Genomic DNA, 18,695 nt, shown 5'->3' with positions numbered 1-18,695 from the left:
GGAACTATGGACGAAAAGATGTTGGAGGAAGAATCATTGAAAGCAAAGGTATTGATTGAAGCTCTGCCTTATATCCGTTATTTCAGCGGGAAATATGTGGTTGTCAAATACGGCGGAAGCGCCATGCTGGACGCAGATCTGCAGAAAAATGTGATCCGGGACGTAGCCCTTTTAAAATTGATCGGTATGAAGCCGATCATCGTACACGGCGGCGGCAAAGAGATCAGCAAGTGGGTGAAGCTTTCAGGAAAGGAACCTGAATTTTACAATGGCCTCCGTGTCACAGACAAAGATACGATGGAGATCGCAGAGATGGTTCTGTTTAAGGTAAACCAGGAGCTGGTTGCCATGATGGCACAGCAGGGCATCAAAGCCGTCGGACTTTCCGGAAAAGATGCGGAGATGATGAGGGTAGAAAAAAAGGAAGTCCCGGGAAAAGATCTCGGCTATGTGGGAAATGTAACAGAAGTCAATACGGACCTTTTAGAGGCGCTCATTGAGGATGATTTTGTTCCGGTTATCTCTCCCATCGGACTTGGGGAGGATTACGCCGGCTATAACATTAATGCGGATGATACGGCCTGTGCCATTGCTTCTGCTTTGAACGCAGAGAAGCTGGTTTTCCTTACGGATATTGAGGGAGTCTTCATTGACCCTGAAGATAAGAGCACACTGATCTCCGAGATGGATTTGACCCAGGCGCATGAATTCGTCGACAAAGGAGTCGTTGGCGGGGGCATGCTTCCGAAGCTTAAAAACTGTATAGAGGCCATCGAAAACGGTGTTGCAAGAGTGCATATTCTGGACGGACGCCTGGACCACTGCCTGCTGCTTGAGTTCTTTACACAAAAAGGTATCGGAACAGCGATCTTAAAAGATCCGATTTTTTAGGAGGAGAGCATGAATCATTTTATAGAAGACGGAGAAGCATACATATTAAAGACTTACAACCGGTTTCCAGTGGTTTTAGACCGCGGGGACGGTGTAAACCTATATGATACCGACGGGAAAGAATATCTGGACTTTGGGGCAGGGATCGCTGTTTTCGCATTGGGGTACGGAAACAGAGAATACAATGATGCTCTGAAAGCCCAGATCGATAAACTGATCCATACGTCGAACCTGTATTACAATGTGCCGTCGATTGAAGCGGCAAAAAAAATCGTAGAAGCCACAAAGATGAAAAGAGTATTTTTCACTAACAGCGGCACGGAGGCCATCGAGGGCGCGCTGAAAGTCGCACGGAAATACAAATATCAGGAGGACCCGGACAAGGAATATGAATTCATTGCAATGAAGCAGTCCTTCCACGGCAGAAGCCAGGGGGCCCTGTCTGTGACAGGCAATGAAAAGTATCAGGAAGGCTTTGTGCCGAAGGAATTTCGTGCGGTGTTTGCCGAATTCAATAATCTTTCCGATGTGGCTTCCAAGGTGACGGACAAGACCTGCGGCATCATCTGCGAGGTGGTCCAGGGAGAAGGAGGTATTTATCCTGCCGATCCTGAATTTTTAAAGGGTTTAAGGAAACTCTGTGATGAGCATGACCTTCTGCTGATCTTTGATGAGATCCAGTGCGGCATGGGACGGTGCGGTTCAATGTTTGCCCATGATATCTATGGAGTAAAACCGGATATACTGACCCTTGCCAAGGCTCTTGGATGCGGTATTCCTGTGGGCGCGTTTGTAGTAGGTGAGAAAGCAGACGGGGTTTTAGTGCCCGGAGACCACGGAACGACTTATGGGGGGAATCCTCTGGCGGGAGCAGCGGTAAATGCTGTCTTTGAGCAGTTTGAAAAGCTTGATTTGGTCGCACATGTCAGGGAAGTGGGCGGCTATCTGTGGGATAAACTCGAAGAACTTAAAAATGAATTCAGTTTCATCACTGCCCACAGAGGCGCCGGACTGATGCAGGGACTGGAGTTTTCGTCAGAAAAACAGGCTGGGCAGATTGTATCGAAGGCTCTGTCCAACGGACTGATCCTTATCTCTGCGGGAAACAATGTTTTGAGGTTTGTACCGCCGCTTGTCATCGAAAAGGAACATGTAGATCTGATGACTGAAAAGCTCAGAGCCTCTTTTTAAATGTATAATCAAAAACTTCCAGGGATAAACTATGGGTAACAAATCTTTGGAGGTTTTTTTATGATTGGATTTATAATAGCATTAGTATCAGGAGCCCTGATGAGTATTCAGGGTGTGTTTAACACCGAAGTTTCAAAGCAGACCGGATTGTGGACAGCCAGTTCTTTCGTGCAGTTTACCGGACTGCTGACCTGCCTTGCCGTCTGGAGCTTTGCGGAAAGGGACCAGAGCTTTCTAAGCCTCATGAAAGTGTCGCCCAAATACGTGCTTCTGGGAGGAGTCATGGGTGCGGGCATCACCTTTACAGTTATCAAGAGCATCGGTTTGCTCGGACCGGCAAAATCTGCCATGCTGATCGTGGCTGCACAGCTGATCGTTTCGTACTTAATCGAGGTTTTCGGACTGTTCGGCGTTGAAAAAACAGGGTTTCAGTGGATGAAGCTTGCGGGCGTCGTATTGTTTGTTGCCGGCATCTTAATTTTTAAATGGAAATCATAAGGTTCCCCTGAAAGATGTCCTTGTAAAAATGAGACAGATTAGTTACAATAGCAATAGAGATTTTACGCATAGATAGATGGCGCTTTGTACAGTTAAGGAGGTCCTTAGATTGTATAGAGCAAAAAAGTTATGCATGACCGGTATACTGTTACTGGCATTCTGCGCGGCGGGATGTACACAGAAGTCCGGAATGCAGATAAAAGATGGGTCCGAGCCCCGAAAAACCGAAGAAGCTTCCGAGAAGGAGAAGATCTGCGTCTATGTCTGCGGCAGCGTGAAGAAACCTGGAGTTTATGAACTTCCGGAGGATGCAAGGATTGTCTCTGCCATCGCTTTGGCAGGAGGATTCACGAAGGATGCCTCAGCCGAAGACGTCAATCAGGCAGAACGGATCAAAGACGGGCAGCAGATCTATGTGCCCTCGAAAAAGGAAGCCGGGAAGAAGAGGGATACATCTTCACAGACCGGAGTTTCCGGGGCTCAGGACAAAAGGGTGAATCTAAACAGTGCATCCAGGGAAGAACTGATGACCCTTACAGGGATCGGAGAGGCCAAAGCTTCCGACATTATTTCTTACAGAGAAGAAAACGGAGGCTTTGAAAAGCCGGAAGATATTATGAAGATTCGGGGGATTAAACAGGGCATCTACCGTAAAATCAAAGACATGATAACAGTTTAGTTTGAGGTGAAAATATGAAGAAGGTACTGGTTGTTGATGACGAAAAATTGATAGTAAAAGGAATCAAGTTCAGCCTTGAGCAGGATGAGATGGAGGTAGACTGTGCCTATGACGGAGAGGAAGCCCTGGGCCTTGCAAAGGAAAATCAATACGATATCATACTTTTGGATGTGATGCTTCCTAAGCTTACGGGATATGAAGTGTGTCAGGCCATCAGGGAGTTTTCGACCGTACCCATTATCATGCTGACAGCAAAAGGCGACGACATGGATAAGATCCTCGGACTTGAGTACGGCGCGGATGATTATGTGACCAAGCCATTCAATATTCTGGAAGTAAAAGCGCGGATCAAAGCCATTTTAAGGAGAAGTGTCAGCCACACGGCTCCGGCAGAGACGCCTAAGGTGATAGAAAGCCGCGGATTAAAGATTGACTGTGACAGCCGGAGAGTCCATATCAACGGCAAAGAGGTTAACTTGACGGCGAAAGAGTTTGACTTGCTGGAACTGCTCGTATTCCATCCGAACAAAGTATACAGCAGAGAAGACCTGCTGAACACTGTTTGGGGGTATGACTATCCGGGTGATGCCAGGACCGTGGATGTCCATATCAGGCGTCTGCGCGAAAAGATCGAGGTAAATCCGGGAGTTCCTGACTATGTACATACAAAATGGGGGGTAGGTTATTATTTCCAGGCATAAGAAGGACAGATTTTCCTACTTTAAAAGTATGCAGTTCCTCATTTTTATGTCAGTGCTGGTGATTACGGTATTCGTGGTGGTGCTGTTCAGCAAGCTTTTAAACGACTCATACAGCGAAAAGGCAGAACAGCAGAAGATCGACGGGATTGAAAGCCAGTGTCAGTGGCTGGCATGGCAGGTTGTCGGAGTGGATTTTTTGATCGATGACAGTTCCAACTCCATTTCCAACCAGACCAATGAGCTGGCGGCGAGCCTGCATGGACGGATTATCGTCGTAAAGAGTAATTATAAAATAGTAAAAGACACAATGACAGATTATCAGGATAAGTTTTATATCTCTGACGAACTGCTGAAGGTCATGAAAGGAAACAAACAACGTATTGTCTCCGAGGTGGGCAACAACGTAGAGATCATGATTCCGATCGTGAACAAAGGAAACCGGAAAAAGAAGGTACTGGGAAGCGTCATCGCAACGATTCCGAAGAGCGATATTGTAGCTGTCTCCAATGAGATGAAGCAGCAGAGGAATATGCTGGTGGTTGCGTTTATCATATGCGGCATGTCTGCCGGGGCGCTGTTGAGCTACTGGCTGACGAAGGATTACCGTAAGATCCAGAAGGATCTGGATTTTATCTCTTCCGGACATGAGGATGAGACGATCAGTGTAGTAGGATGCACCGAAGTTAAAAACATGGTTACGGCCATGAATGAGATTCTTGCCAAGGCACAGGTTCTCGAAAATTCACGCCAGGAATTTGTCTCTAACGTTTCCCATGAACTGAAGACGCCTATGACTTCCATGAAAGTCCTGGCCGATTCACTTCTTCAGCAGGGAGAGACTGTGCCGGCGGAACTCTACCGCGAATTCATGAATGATATTGTGGCCGAAATCGACCGGGAGAATGTCATCATATCGGACCTTTTATCTCTGGTCAAACTGGATAAGAAGGCAGCCAAGCTGGAGATTTCCAGCGTCAATATCAATGAACTGCTGGAGATGATCATGAAGCGGCTGAAACCGATCGCGGGACAGAGGAATATTGAGCTGATTCTGGAATCTTTCCGTCCGGTTACGGCCGAGATCGATGAGGTGAAGCTGACCCTGGCGCTTTCCAACCTGATTGAGAATGCAATCAAGTATAACCAGGACGACGGATGGGTAAGGGTATCTTTAAATGCCGACCACAAATATTTTTATGTGAAGGTAGCGGATTCAGGCGTCGGCATCCCGGAAGACTGTCAGGGACAGGTGTTTGAGCGGTTCTACCGGGTAGACAAGGCCAGATCCAGAGAGACCGGGGGAACCGGTCTGGGACTTGCTATTACCAAAAATGCAGTTCTTGTCCATAACGGTGAGATTAAGCTGTACAGCAAAGAGGGAGAGGGCACTACATTTACGGTCCGGATTCCGCTCAAATATCAGGCATAAGGAGGGATACGGCGGTGAGAAAACGAACGATTTTATTATGTATCCTTCTGACCCTTTCCAGTGTGCTCGTTTTCTGTGCGGGCTGTTCAAAGAAAGATGAAGAGGATACACAGTCAAAAGACGGGACAGGAATTTACTACACAAACAAAAGCTGCACGAAGCTGATCAGGAAGGATAAAGATATCGATGTCCAAATGAACAGTCAGCTGGGGGCAGAGGAACTTTTGGACGAGATGTCCAAGGTCGGCAGGAACAGCAAGTATAGGACAGCCATTCCGGAAGATATCAATATCAGCAATGTGATCGTTTCCAACAATATTGCCTATGTGGATTTTTCGGTTGGGTATAAGAAGATTGAACCGAATGAAGATGTCATCTGCAAAGCTGCCATCGTCTATACGCTGACACAGCTGAAGGGAGTCGGTTATGTGGAATTCACCGTCTCCGGGCGTCCGATCATCGATACGGACGGTAAGCTGATTGGTGGGCTGAACCGGGACAGCTTCCTGTTCGGTGAACTTCCGATGGAGTAAAACAAATGAATAACAGACCATTTCTTGCAGTATTTGCAGGCTGTTGGCTTGGAGAAATCACAGCATGTAATGATGTTCGGATGGTTTTCGCAGCGCTTCTCTTTTCAGGGATATTTGTGCTCTTTTTTAAGAAACAAATGTATGAATGGAGAAGGGCTGTTTTATTTTCCTTTGCAGGTTTTATGTTGGGAGCCCTTATGTTTCTTTATCAGAACGAAAGGTTCACCCGGCAGGAAAAAGCGTTAAAAGGCTCTGAACAGGTAAGAGCGGCGGGTACCGCAGAGTGGAAAGGAAAGACAAAGAAGAAAGAATTTCTGCTTCTATCCCATGTATATCTGCCGGACCGGGATCTTTATCTGGATGGGGACGTGATGGTGTATGACGACGATTTCGATCATATACTGCCGGGAAATAAAGTGGTGCTGACGGGGAAACTTTTGGCTCACGAAGGGCCGTCCAATCTGGGAGAGAACGATATGAGGATCTACTATCTCTCCAGGAATATCGGATTTACGATGTTTCCGGATAAGAAGGAGACTTTGGGGCAGGAGAAGAATTTTTGGAAGAGCAGGTTGTTTTCTATACGCAACCGCATGTCGGAACATCTTTCCTCCCAGTATGGCGAGGAGATACGGCCGATATTTGAGGCGATGATTCTGGGCGACAAGACAGATATTTCGGAAGATTTGAAAGACACTTTCACCCAAAGCGGAATCGTCCATATTCTGGCGATTTCCGGGCTGCACATCTCGCTGGCAGGCGCAGGGATTTACCGCAGACTGAGAGGGGCAGGGGTTTCTCTCTGTCTGTCAGGTGCAGCCGGACTGATGTTTGCTTTTTCCTACTGTGTCATGACCGGAATGTCCGGTTCATCAAAAAGAGCCCTGCTCATGTTCTTTTTCTTCGTGCTGTCCCAGATATGCGGACGCTCTTATGATCTGCTGTCATCCGGCGGCACGGCGGGGTTTCTGCTTTTGCTGGAAAGTCCGTTCAGATGCATGGATGCCGGATTTTTAATGTCCATGGGGGCTGTCGTCTCTGCCGGTATTTACAGAGAAGTGCTGCCGGCACGAAAACAGAAAACTTTCAAAGACAGACAGATAAACCGGTTTGTCTTCTGTATTGTGGTCCAGATCATTATGATGCCGATTCTTTTATATTTTCAGTATGAATGTTATCCTTTTTCTTTTATTTTTAATTTTCTGATGCTCCCTCTCGTGACAGCAGGGTTCACGGCAGGATTCCTGAGTGCTTTTCTGCCGGTTTTCCTGTTTTCGGTCCCCGCATCCGTATTGTTTTCTCTGATTGTGGCGGGAACAAAGCTGTCCCGCCGCCTGCCGGTTCAAAACCTTGTCCTTGGAAAACCTTCTTTTTTGTGGATTATTTTATTTTATACTGGGCTCTGCTTGATGTATAAAACGTTGAAAAAAAGGTCTTATCTTAAGTATGCCTGCCTGCTGGCATGCGGCTGTTTTTTGGCATTGGACGTACAGAAAGGGCAGGATAAAATTTCTTTTCTGGATGTGGGCCAGGGAGACTGTATTGCCCTGTCGTTAAACCGGCAGGACATGATCCTGGTGGACGGCGGGAGTTCCTCCAAACAGGATGTGGGACGATATATCATAGCACCGTATGTAAAATCACAGGGATATCAGGCGATCAGAGCAGCAGTCATCACCCACCTGGATTCTGACCATTATTCGGGCATCAAAGAACTTCTGCCGTCGGGGATGATCAAGCGACTTTATCTGCCCCGGGTAAAGAAAGATAATGCATATATGGAAATAGAAAAGGAAGCCGAACAATATCACGTTCCGCTCGGTTACTTGTCGATGGGGAGTAAGTTTTCGGGGACTGACTGGTCTATGGAATGTCTGCATCCCAAGCCGGATACCGGGCTGGAGAAAAATTCCGCATCCCTTGTGTTCCGGCTGAAGGTACAGGACTTGAGTGTTCTTCTGACAGGAGATTTGGAGAACGAAGGGGAAGAGATGCTTGTGCGGAGCGGGATACAGCATGCCGACATATTGAAGGTGGGACATCACGGATCTAAAAACGGCACAGGAGAGGAGCTGCTCCGTCAGCTCAGGCCAAAGATTGCCATCGTTTCCGCGGGGAAAAAGAACCAATACGGGCATCCCCACCGAGAGACGGTCAGAAGGCTGAACGATTCGGGGTGCAGTATCTATGAGACTTCCAGATCAGGAATGCTCTGGTTTTCCATGGAAAGAAAGCGGTGGTATTTAAATTCCAAACTTGATATAATAAAACAATGATAAAAAAGAAGAAAATCGCAGGTATTGTCCCATGTGCAGGATTATCGAGGAGGATGGGGGCGTTTAAACCGCTGCTTCCATTTGGAAACGGAACCATTATAAGAGGTACGGTCAAAAGCCTTTTGGACGCCGGTGTCAGCAAGGTTATTGTGGTGGCAGGATACCGCGCAGATGAGATTGAAGAAGAACTGGCCTCTATGAGCGGGACAGAGATCATACATAATGACAATTTTGAGCACGGAGATATGATGGAATCCGTACAGATGGGGATTGCCAGGGCTCTGGCCTTTGACGGCGCCGTAGTGGTGCCGGGGGATATGCCTATGATCGCTGAAGAGACATATCAGGTGCTTTTTACATGGTTCGAGGCCTCAGAGGCCTCAGTAGTTATTCCGTCCAGAAACGGGCAGAGGATTCATCCTCCGGTGATTTCGAGGGAGTGTTTTCCATATCTTTTAAGATTCAGAGAAGGGGGAGGTCTCAGGCGGGCATTACTCCATTACCTGGAATCTACGGTTTTGGTCACAGTGGAGGATGATCCCGGATGCATAATGGATACGGATACACCGCAGGATTATGTGAGACTGATGGAATATTATGGAACAGGGAGGAAAAGGCATGGAATTTCGGCAGATTGAAGCTTTTGTAAATGTAGTAAAGTATCAGAGTTTTTCTAAGGCGGCAAAGATCATGTTTCTTTCCCAGCCCACGGTCAGTGCCCATGTGGTTTCAATGGAACAGGAACTTTCCTGCCGTCTGTTTGACCGGACGACGAAGCGGGTGGAAGTCACGGCAGATGGAAAAAGATTGTACGAGTATGCCACAAAAATACTGGATTTAAGAGATGAAGTATATGAGGAATTTATCCGTCCGAAAGGAGAGAGGCTCTCTCTCGTGCTTGTTGGAGATTCGATTGCCCTGCAGTATGTTCTGCCTGATATCTTAAAGGATTTTAAGCAGCTGCACAGGGAGGTGGACATCTCTCTCGTCCAGAAGAACAGTGCGGATACGGTTAAGATGCTTCTCAAAAAAGAAGCTGATCTGGGATTTCTGGGAAAACATGAGGATGTGCCGGAACTTGTTTTTATCCCTTATGGGACCGATCAGCAGGCAGTGATCACGCCGAATCACGAAAAGTACCGGAATCTGCTTGAAAATGGCTATTCGTTTCAGGAATTGCTCAGCGAACCTTTTATTTTAAGAGAACTCACAGATGATACGGAGGAAGATGAAGACCGTTTTTTAGAAGAACAGGGTGTTGATCTGAGCAAGCTGCATGTGGCTGCAAAAATACATGATAAGGAGATCATCAAACGTTCCGTCAGTATGGGAATGGGCATCGCGGTCATGCCGCTGAAAGCGGTGGAAGAGGAGGCAAAAAGAGGAAAGCTGCTGATTTTTCATCTGGACCCCGGGAAAGCCGAGAGGACGCTTTACCTGGCTTTCCGCAAAGAAGATGCAGAGCAGTCCCCGATTTTAGAGCTCACAGCTCTGTGCAGAAAATATAATGGAAGAGAGAGGCTTTGACAATGAAAAGAGTTTTACAGCATATAAAAGAACAGAAGTATCAGAACCTATATTTGTTTTATGGAAAAGAAAAGTATCTGGCAGCCCAGACGCGGGACAAGTTAAAAGAGGCGCTGATTCCATCCGGGGATACGATGAATTACTCCTATTTTGAAGGAAAAAAGACGGACCTTCCGGAAATTTTAGAACTGATACAGACAATGCCCTTTTTTAATGATTACCGCCTCCTGGTACTGGATCAGACAGAACTTGGGAAGAAAAGCAACGATGATTTTTTGAGTGCGCTCAAGGAAATCCCGGAGACTACGATTCTTTTAATCATTGAAGATGAAGTGGACAAGAGGTCAAAAATCTATAAGTATATCAATAAAGAAGGCTGTGCGGTATCTTTTGAGACGCCGAAGGAAAAAGACCTGATCCTGTGGGTTGCCCAGATGCTGAAAAAAGAACAAAAAAAAATGACTCAGAAAGATATTCAGCTGTTTCTTTATAAGACCGGGCAGGATATGTTTACAATAAAAAATGAGCTGGAGAAATTGATTGCCTATACGAAGGGCAGAGAGGTCATCGGTTCAGAAGATCTGGAGGCCCTGACCACAGCCCAGACGACCAATCAGATCTTTGTCATGCTGGAAGCCATCGCAAAAAAACAGCGGGATACCGTTTTAAAGCTCTATTATGATTTGATCGAACTTAAGGAATCCCCTTTCGGGATACTGGCTCTGCTGGTGAGACAGTGCAACCAGCTTTTACAGACCCAGTCGCTTCTGGAAGCCGGCAAATCCCAGGGGGAGATGGCGAAAGAACTGAAAGTGCCTCCGTTTGTAGTGGGAAAACTGAAGCAGCAGGTGCGCTTGTTTAAAAGAGAAGAATTATATGCGATGATAAAAAAATGTGCAGTCACAGATGAAGGGATCAAGACCGGAAAAATCACGGACAGGATCGGAGTGGAACTGCTGCTCGTAGAATTCAGTAAGTAATAAATAAGTAATAAAAAAAGAGCTGACGGTTAGCTCTTTTTTTATAGATTCATTTTGAAAATTAAGCTACAGAATTGACAGCTTTTGTCAGGCGGGAAACCTTTCTTGCAGCAGTGTTCTTGTGGAAAATTCCTTTGGATGCTGCTTTGTTGATCTCTGAGATACATGCTGTTAACGCTTCGTTTGCAGCAGTTTTGTCTCCTGCGGCAACAGCTGCTTCTACGTTTTTGATATATGTTTTTACTTTTGTTTTAATCGCTTTGTTTCTTTCTGTCTTTGTGTTGATTACAAGAATTCTCTTCTTTGCAGATTTGATATTTGCCAATGTGGGCACCTCCATATAATAATTGTACTTATCTTTTCGTTCGGTGTTTACTTCGAAGCGAGACACGGTAATAGCTTCTATAAACATACTTCTCTATTTTATAGAAGTCTGTCCGATCTGTCAATGCAAAAGTTCCTGTTTTTACATATTTTTTTTGGATTCTTTTCATACTAAGGACAGGAAGAAAGGAGAATAAGGATGCAGAACAGAACAGACTTAGCGTTAGAACTGAAAGAAGAAGCAGAGGAAGAATCCAGATTAAAAGGGGTTTCCATGAAAACCAGAATCGATGCCTCCAATCAGATCAAAGAGACGAGGATCACGATCAAAGACAAAGAGGGCGAACAGGTACTTGGAAAACCTATGGGTCAGTATATAACGATTGAGGCAAAGGACTTGTCGGCAAACGACGGCAGCTACCACAAAGAGATGAGCGAGGCTTTGTATTTGAACTTAAAAGAAATGATTCCAAGAAATGCAAAGGTGTTTGTGGCAGGCCTTGGAAATTCTGAGGTTACGGCCGATTCTCTCGGACCTAAGGTTGTAAATAATCTCTGGATTACCCGGCATCTGAAAAGAGAAGGTTATCTAAAAGATGCGATGGAACTCAGTGCGATCGCACCGGGAGTTATGGCACAGACCGGTATTGAAACTTCAGAAGTGCTGGAGGCCCTGGCAGCCAAGATCCAGCCGGATCTGTTGATCGCCGTGGATGCCCTGGCAGCCAGGAGTTCTTCCAGGCTGAATAAGACGATCCAGATCAGTGATACCGGAATTGCACCGGGGTCCGGGGTGGGAAATCACAGAAATGAGATCACAGAGAGAACAGTCGGAATCCCGGTCCTTGCCATAGGTGTTCCGACGGTCATCTCTGTTCCCGCTATCATCAGTGATATTGTGGGGAATGAGTCGGATAACGGAGATATTTTGGAAATGCTTGACGAGGATTTTACTTCCATGCATGTGACACCGAAAAATATTGACGAATCCATTAAGAGAATCAGTTACACAATTTCAGAGGGAATTAATCATTTACTGCATAATCATATAAAAGCTGAATAAAATGATGATATGGGAAAAAAGAGAAGAGCAGCGGGATGCGTCTTGTTTGCCGTCTTCCTTATCATGGGAATCCGTTTTTTTTCCGGACATCCGGACATGGTGTCCACGGCTGTCCAGAATTATTATCTAAAAGCAGTAAATGAGCTGATTCCGTCCTATCACAGCGGCGGCCAGCCGATTTACGGATCAGTGCTGAATAAAATCATAACGACCTACCGGAATGACATTGTGCCGTCTATCTGTTACAGTGAAAATTATTCCGAGGTTAAAAGTTCCGATTTAGTAAAAAATCAGTTCTATGATCTGGAGGATAATGAACAGAGCGGAGTCCGGGTAGATGAAGTTCCGGCGAAGAAGACCGTGTTCAACAGTAAAAAGTGGAACGATCCGAATTATTTAAGAAAATATATTTATCAGGTAGACAGCACTACGATGGTGACGAACAGTGAGATCAATGGAAAGGTTCTTTTAAATAAGGACCTTTCCCTGAAGAAATCAAAGCAGCCCCAGATTTTGATCTTTCACACTCACGGCAGTGAAGCTTATAAGGACAGCAGGAAAGGAGAAAAGTCAGACACTGTCATAGGAGCCGGAGATGTTCTAACAAAACTCCTGAAAGAACAATATGGGATCAATGTGATACATGACAGAGGGATTTACGATGTAAAAAACGGAAAGGAAGACCGGTCGAAAGCATATTATTATGCGGCGGCCTCTGTTGAGAGATATCTTAAAAAATATCCGAGTATCCAGGTGGTGATCGATCTGCACCGGGACGGAGTGAAAGAGAGTACAAAACTGGTTTCAAAACAAAATGGGGTGGAAATGGCTCAGTTTATGTTTTTTAACGGCATCAGCCGGACTGCCAAAAATGGAGATATCAAATACCTGAAAAATCCGAACAAGAAGACGAATCTGGCGTTCAGCCTGCAGCTTCAGGCGGAGGCAATGAAAAAATATCCGGGTCTTACCAGGAAGATTTACATCAAGGGATACCGTTATAATCTGCATTACAGGGGAAGGAGTCTTCTGATTGAGTTGGGTGCTCAAAACAATACAGTAAAGCAGGCTAAAAATGCAATGAAACCGCTGGCAGAAATTTTAAATGATGTGTTATACCCTTAGAGGACCTACATAAATATAAGCAAAGAAAAAGGTTGAAATGGACTTTCAGCCTTTTTTTTGCTATACTGAATCGAATATGTTTATTTGCAACAGGAGGAAACTATGGCAATCGATCAGAGTAAAATCCGCAATTTTTGTATTATTGCGCATATAGATCACGGTAAGTCCACATTGGCAGACCGTATCATTCAAAAAACAGACACCCTGACTGACAGAGAGATGCAGGAACAGGTGCTGGACAATATGGACCTGGAGAGGGAACGCGGGATCACGATTAAATCACAGGCGGTCCGTATTGTATACAAGGCAGAGGATGGTGAGGAGTATATTTTCAACCTGATAGACACGCCGGGGCATGTGGATTTCAACTATGAAGTTTCCAGGAGCCTGGCGGCCTGCGAAGGAGCTGTTCTTGTGGTAGATGCCGCGCAGGGCATCGAGGCGCAGACTTTGGCAAATGTTTATCTTGCCCTGGACCATGACCTGGAAATCATGCCGGTCATCAATAAGATCGATCTTCCGAGCGCAGATCCGGAGAGAGTAAAGACAGAAATTGAAGATGTCATTGGCATTGAAGCTGAGGATGCACCACTGATTTCGGCAAAGAACGGAATCAACATCGAGGATGTGCTGGAACAGATCGTAATGAAGATTCCGGCGCCGTCCGGTGATCCTGAGGGACCGCTGCAGGGACTGATCTTTGACAGTATTTATGATGCCTACAAAGGAGTTATTATTTTTGCAAGAATCAAAGAGGGCACTATCCGGCCAGGAACAAAGATGAAGATGATGGCATCCGGCGCGGTGGCTGAGGTAGTGGAAGTCGGCATCTTCGGCGCGGGACAGTTCATCCCGTCGGAAGAACTCAGCGCCGGCATGGTAGGATATGTGACGGCCAGTCTTAAGAATGTCCAGGATACCACGGTCGGAGATACGATCACGGATGCAGACAATCCATGCAGCGACCCGCTTCCAGGTTATAAAAAAGTAAATCCAATGGTATTCTGCGGGCTTTATCCGACCGACGGAGCCAAGTATCCGGACCTTCGGGATGCCCTGGAAAAGTTACAGCTGAATGATGCCTCACTACAGTTTGAGCCGGAGACATCGGTGGCACTTGGATTCGGATTCCGCTGTGGATTCCTGGGGCTTTTGCACCTGGAGATCATTCAGGAACGTTTGGAACGGGAATACAATCTGGATCTGGTGACTACTGCACCGGGCGTTGTTTACCGGGTATATAAGACGGACGGTACGATGGCCGAACTGACCAATCCTTCCAACCTTCCGGACCCGTCTCAGATCGATTATATGGAAGAACCGATCGTATCTGCTGAGATCATGGTCACATCCGATTATGTGGGAGCGATCATGGGGCTATGCCAGGAACGCAGAGGCGTTTATATTGGAATGGAATATATCGAGGAGGGACGGGCTGTTTTAAGGTATGAACTTCCACTTAACGAAATCATTTATGACTTTTTCGATGCCCTGAAATCACGGTCCAGGGGATATGCATCTCTGGATTATGAGATGAAGGGATATCAGAGATCAGAGCTCGTGAAACTGGATATCCTGATCAACAAAGAAGAAGTGGATGCACTGTCCTTCATCGTTCATGCCGAGACAGCTTACGAGAGGGGAAGAAAAATGTGTTCCAAGCTGAAGGAAGAAATACCAAGGCATTTATTTGAGATCCCGATACAGGCGGCAGTGGGCAGCAAGATCATTGCCAGGGAGACAGTAAAAGCCATGCGGAAAGATGTGCTGGCCAAATGCTATGGCGGAGATATTTCCAGAAAGCGGAAACTTCTGGAGAAACAGAAACAGGGAAAGAAACGGATGCGGCAGGTGGGAAATGTAGAAATTCCGCAGGAAGCATTCATGAGTGTGCTGAAATTAGATGAAGACTAGAGAACTCGAACTGTACCTTCATATACCGTTCTGCAAAAGAAAATGCAATTATTGTGATTTCTGTTCGTTTCCGGCCGGAGATGATGACATCAGTATCTATATACGAAAGCTTCAGCAGGAAATCCTGTATTGGGGAAGACGTCTCCAAAGTCCGTCAGTGAGCACGGTATTCATCGGAGGAGGAACTCCATCTCTGATTCCGGCAGTGCAGATAGAATCTTTGATGAATACGGTCAGAGATTCTTTTTCCTGTGCAGAAACTATGGAGTGCACGATCGAAGCCAATCCCGGCACTGTCACAAGAGAAAAACTTTCGGTCTACCAAAGCTGTGGGATCAACAGGATCAGTTTCGGACTTCAGAGTGCCAGGAAAGAAGAATTAAATATGCTGGGCCGGATTCATACATTTGAGGATTTTGTCTCGGGATTTTATGAAGCCCGGGACTGCGGATTCCAAAATATCAATGTGGATCTGATGAATGCGATCCCTATGCAGACAATGGAAACGATGGAGCAGACCCTGTTAAAAACTGCAGAACTTGAGCCGGAACATTTCTCGGTTTACAGCCTGATCATCGAAGCAGGGACACCTTTCTATGAAAAGAAGGGGCTGGATGATCTCCTGCCGACGGAAGATGAAGACGCTGCCATGTACGAAAGGACGGAAGCGATCCTTCATACCTTAGGCTATGAAAGGTATGAACTGTCCAACTATGCCAGACCGGGATATGAATGCAGGCATAACTGCGGGTACTGGACAGGAAAACCATACCTGGGATTTGGTCTGGCGGCATCTTCTTATATTGGGAAAAAACGCTTTGCAAATCCGGCAGATATGGAAGAGTATTTGTCATTATCAGATTTCGGCGGCATATTTGAAAAAGAGAACGAGCTGTCCAAAAAAGAAGAGATGGAAGAGTATATGTTTTTGGGACTTCGGATGACAAAGGGGATCTCAAAAATGGAATTTTCCAAGCGGTTCGGGACAGGTATCCTGGATGTTTACCGGAAACCTATCCAAGAACTCTCTGGAAAAGGTCTGTTAAAACAGGATGCCGAAAGAATTTGGATCCCGCAACAGGCCCTGTTTTTAAGCAATCAGGTAATGATGGAGTTTCTTTTATAGATCCAGAAGTTTCTGAACGTTGATCTGTCCCCATCCCTGATGATTTCTCGGAGTGGAAAGTTTGTCACAATTGTACCGCAGTTTCATTTTTACATCTTTGTTCGTATAATACGGATACCGCTCCAAAAGCAGGGCGATGGCTCCGGAAACTGCCGGTGTTGCCATAGAAGTGCCGCTCTTGATGCTGTGTCCTCCGTTCAGGCCGCAGGAATAAATATTTGTTCCGGGAGCTACTACGTCCGGCTTCATGACACAGGAAGAGGTAGGCCCCCTGCTGGAATAATTCTTTGCAAAGCGCTGAGATCCCATGGGACGGCTGGCATCGTCACTGGAACCTACGGTAATGATCTTACGGCTGTTGCCCGGTGCGGTGATGGTATTATCCCTGGGGCCATTATTTCCGCTGGCGATGCAGACGACCAGCCCGTCATCCCACAGCTGATTGACCTGCTTCACAATCGCATTGGCAGCTTCATCGCTTCCGGAGGCAGGAGTGCCGATGGATATGTTTACAATCCGGATTCCATACTGCTTGTGAAAATGGTGGATCCAGGACAGTCCGTTTAGGAAAGTGCGCTGATTTCCGTTGCCCAGAGCATCCAGGACTTTGAGGGAAATGATATGTGCTGCAGGTGCAATGCCGCAGCTTGCAGATGCGGCAATACCCGTGATATGGGTTCCGTGTCCATTGTCGTCATAAGGATATGATCTGTGGTGTACATAATCTATGAATCCGGCGATCCGCTGATCGGCCGGATAAAATTCTTTATGGGGATAGATACCGGTATCCAGGAAGGCAATCCCTATATTCTTCCCCAGGAAGCCATGTTTATGGGCGATATCCGCATGGATTATCTGTGATATAAGCTTCATAAAATACTGTCTCCTAATAAGTGTTATAGTATAAGATACGCCCAAAATACAGAAAAGACATGACATTTTGCGCAGGCTATTCCCACTGAAAGAATTTGAGGGCGGCAGAGGTACAGATTACTGCGATGCAGACGATGGTGACAACCGGAACAATAACACTGCCAAATTCTTCTCCCAGAGAAGCGGCTTTCAGCAGCTTGATTCCCTGGGTCAGCGGCATGATGTCTGCAGCTTTCTGCAGCACTTTGGGCATGATTTCATAGGGCAGCGTTGCGCCTGAAAAAATCAGCATCGGAAAGTACAGCAGACTCGCAGCGACACTCGCTATCTTAGTATTCGGAGCAATACCGCCTACCAACATGCCGATACTGAACATAGACACAATGACCAGGAGATAACATCCCAGAAAACTCACAAAAGATCCGCGGAACTGATATCCAAAGAAAACGACTGCTTCGGTATAAAGAAGGACCAGAGAAACAGCCGCATATAAAGTATAAATTGTCACCTGTACCGCTAAGATCATGGAAGGGCTGACCGGCGTAACCTTGTAGCGCTTTAATATACCCTTGCTCCGATAATCAGAGACGACCAGCGGCAGTCCCATCACACCTCCCGCACAGATGGATATGGTGGTGACGGCTCCGAACGACTGTTCCAGGAAAGAGTATCCGGCACCGCCGAATGCGGGCCTGTCTCCATAAATAATTCCTATAACTGCCAGTACCACAAGAGGCACACAGATCGCAAATATAAACATATCCATTCCTCTCAGAGATAATTTTAATTCTGTTTTCAGCATTGTCTTAAAAGTTTTCATGGATTCATTCCTCCTCGTCTGTATACCAAAGATAAGCGTCTTCAAAATGATCAAAAGGACTCGATTCAACTGCCTCCGCCACCGTACCGTAAAATATGATTTTTCCTTTTTTTAAAATACAGATACAGTCACACAGGTTCTCGATCTCATCCATAAAATGGGACGTCAGGAAAATCGTCAGTCCATTTTCCTTGAGTGAGGAGAGTATATTCCACACTTGTCGTCTGGCCCTAGCGTCCAGCCCGGTCGTCAGCTCGTCCAAGAAGACAACTTCAGGATTGGGTATGAGTGCAAGTATAACAAAAAGTCTCTGCCTTTCGCCGCCGGATAAATCTTTGATCTGGCTTTTTGCTTTGCCGGCAATTCCAAACTTTTGCAGTAATTTTTCTGGATCTGCGGATTCCTGATAGAGGGCAGCGGTAACTTCACAAAGTTCCGAAACGGTGATATTATCCTGATAAGTTGCCTCCTGAAATTGGACTCCTACCTTTTGAAACAGCTGCTTTCTGGATGTCTGCGGATTCATTCCCAGAATGGATATTTCTCCGCTGTCTGCCGTCTTTGTACCTAAAATGCATTCAATCGTTGTGCTCTTGCCTGCACCATTGGCCCCGATCAGGCCGAAAACCGTTCCGCGCTTTACGGATAAACTGATATTGTCTGCCGCAGGCGTTTTGTTATAGGTTTTACATAATTTTTCTGATTTTATCACTTCATTCATGAAGGATACCTCCTTTTTTTGTAT

At 46.1% G+C, this 18,695-nt stretch carries 19 protein-coding genes; 15 read left to right on the top strand and 4 right to left on the bottom strand.

What is annotated here, in order from left to right:
* Positions 1-6: 6 nt before the first annotated feature.
* The 11 genes from argB (at position 7) to holA (ending at position 10,705) form a co-directional block, all read left to right on the top strand.
* Positions 7-891: an acetylglutamate kinase gene (gene argB, locus P8F77_RS10915; protein WP_287517382.1), complete on the top strand. Its 885-nt coding sequence runs from the start codon at positions 7-9 to the stop codon at positions 889-891.
* A 9-nt stretch (positions 892-900) separates the two neighbouring features.
* Entirely contained in the window at positions 901-2,082 is a 1,182-nt protein-coding gene (locus P8F77_RS10910) for an aspartate aminotransferase family protein (RefSeq protein WP_024727229.1), read from the top strand.
* A gap of 60 nt (positions 2,083-2,142) precedes the next feature.
* Positions 2,143-2,580 carry a DMT family transporter gene (locus P8F77_RS10905; protein WP_024727230.1) on the top strand — a complete coding sequence of 146 codons (438 nt, stop codon included), beginning with the start codon at positions 2,143-2,145 and terminating at the stop codon, positions 2,578-2,580.
* A gap of 109 nt (positions 2,581-2,689) precedes the next feature.
* Positions 2,690-3,259 (top strand): helix-hairpin-helix domain-containing protein, encoded by a 570-nt coding sequence (locus P8F77_RS10900; RefSeq protein ID WP_024727231.1) that lies wholly within the window; start codon positions 2,690-2,692, stop codon positions 3,257-3,259.
* Positions 3,260-3,273: 14 nt separating this feature from the next.
* The gene (locus P8F77_RS10895; RefSeq protein ID WP_024727232.1) at positions 3,274-3,960 is read left to right on the top strand and encodes a response regulator transcription factor; all 687 of its coding nucleotides are present in this window, start codon (positions 3,274-3,276) and stop codon (positions 3,958-3,960) included.
* 46 nt (positions 3,961-4,006) lie between these two features.
* Positions 4,007-5,389: an ATP-binding protein gene (locus P8F77_RS10890; RefSeq protein ID WP_235824597.1), complete on the top strand. Its 1,383-nt coding sequence runs from the start codon at positions 4,007-4,009 to the stop codon at positions 5,387-5,389.
* A gap of 14 nt (positions 5,390-5,403) precedes the next feature.
* Entirely contained in the window at positions 5,404-5,922 is a 519-nt protein-coding gene (locus P8F77_RS10885) for a GerMN domain-containing protein (protein WP_024727234.1), read from the top strand.
* Between the two features lie 5 nt (positions 5,923-5,927).
* Complete coding sequence (locus P8F77_RS10880; RefSeq protein ID WP_287517379.1) at positions 5,928-8,198, top strand: DNA internalization-related competence protein ComEC/Rec2; 2,271 nt, start codon at positions 5,928-5,930, stop codon at positions 8,196-8,198.
* Entirely contained in the window at positions 8,195-8,836 is a 642-nt protein-coding gene (locus P8F77_RS10875; protein ID WP_024727236.1) for a nucleotidyltransferase family protein, read from the top strand. The genes P8F77_RS10880 and P8F77_RS10875 overlap by 4 nt, the downstream gene beginning before the upstream one ends.
* Positions 8,817-9,725: a selenium metabolism-associated LysR family transcriptional regulator gene (locus P8F77_RS10870; RefSeq protein ID WP_024727237.1), complete on the top strand. Its 909-nt coding sequence runs from the start codon at positions 8,817-8,819 to the stop codon at positions 9,723-9,725. The genes P8F77_RS10875 and P8F77_RS10870 overlap by 20 nt, the downstream gene beginning before the upstream one ends.
* Before the next feature lie 2 nt (positions 9,726-9,727).
* The gene (gene holA / locus P8F77_RS10865) at positions 9,728-10,705 is read left to right on the top strand and encodes a DNA polymerase III subunit delta (RefSeq protein ID WP_095142939.1); all 978 of its coding nucleotides are present in this window, start codon (positions 9,728-9,730) and stop codon (positions 10,703-10,705) included.
* Between the two features lie 61 nt (positions 10,706-10,766).
* Here holA and rpsT read toward each other — a convergent pair whose 3' ends face one another.
* A complete protein-coding gene (rpsT, locus tag P8F77_RS10860) occupies positions 10,767-11,030 on the bottom strand; it encodes a 30S ribosomal protein S20 (protein WP_009289501.1) in 264 nt (87 codons plus the stop codon).
* Positions 11,031-11,228: 198 nt separating this feature from the next.
* On the opposite strand from rpsT, the gene gpr reads away from it, so the two are divergent.
* The 4 genes from gpr to hemW all read left to right on the top strand — a co-directional run bounded on the left by gpr (position 11,229) and on the right by hemW (position 16,257).
* A complete protein-coding gene (gene gpr / locus P8F77_RS10855; RefSeq protein WP_024727238.1) occupies positions 11,229-12,092 on the top strand; it encodes a GPR endopeptidase in 864 nt (287 codons plus the stop codon).
* Between the two features lie 9 nt (positions 12,093-12,101).
* Entirely contained in the window at positions 12,102-13,217 is a 1,116-nt protein-coding gene (locus P8F77_RS10850; protein ID WP_024727239.1) for a stage II sporulation protein P, read from the top strand.
* Positions 13,218-13,319: 102 nt separating this feature from the next.
* Positions 13,320-15,131: a translation elongation factor 4 gene (gene lepA / locus P8F77_RS10845; protein WP_287517374.1), complete on the top strand. Its 1,812-nt coding sequence runs from the start codon at positions 13,320-13,322 to the stop codon at positions 15,129-15,131.
* Positions 15,121-16,257 carry a radical SAM family heme chaperone HemW gene (gene hemW / locus P8F77_RS10840; protein ID WP_287517372.1) on the top strand — a complete coding sequence of 379 codons (1,137 nt, stop codon included), beginning with the start codon at positions 15,121-15,123 and terminating at the stop codon, positions 16,255-16,257. Before lepA ends, hemW begins: the two co-directional genes overlap by 11 nt.
* Here hemW and P8F77_RS10835 read toward each other — a convergent pair.
* The 3 genes from P8F77_RS10835 to P8F77_RS10825 form a co-directional block, all read right to left on the bottom strand.
* The gene (locus P8F77_RS10835) at positions 16,252-17,130 is read right to left on the bottom strand and encodes a S8 family peptidase (RefSeq protein ID WP_024727242.1); all 879 of its coding nucleotides are present in this window, start codon (positions 17,128-17,130) and stop codon (positions 16,252-16,254) included. The genes hemW and P8F77_RS10835 overlap by 6 nt on opposite strands.
* A gap of 76 nt (positions 17,131-17,206) precedes the next feature.
* Positions 17,207-17,950 (bottom strand): ABC transporter permease, encoded by a 744-nt coding sequence (locus tag P8F77_RS10830; RefSeq protein WP_270430749.1) that lies wholly within the window; start codon positions 17,948-17,950, stop codon positions 17,207-17,209.
* 4 nt (positions 17,951-17,954) lie between these two features.
* Positions 17,955-18,671 (bottom strand): ABC transporter ATP-binding protein, encoded by a 717-nt coding sequence (locus tag P8F77_RS10825; protein WP_148459726.1) that lies wholly within the window; start codon positions 18,669-18,671, stop codon positions 17,955-17,957.
* Positions 18,672-18,695 lie beyond the last annotated feature (24 nt).

Source organism: Anaerostipes sp. PC18 (genome assembly GCF_039789045.1).
In the GTDB taxonomy this organism is placed as follows: domain Bacteria; phylum Bacillota; class Clostridia; order Lachnospirales; family Lachnospiraceae; genus Anaerostipes; species Anaerostipes hominis.
Note: the sequence above shows the minus strand (reverse complement) of the source record. Positions and strands in the feature narration are given on the sequence as shown.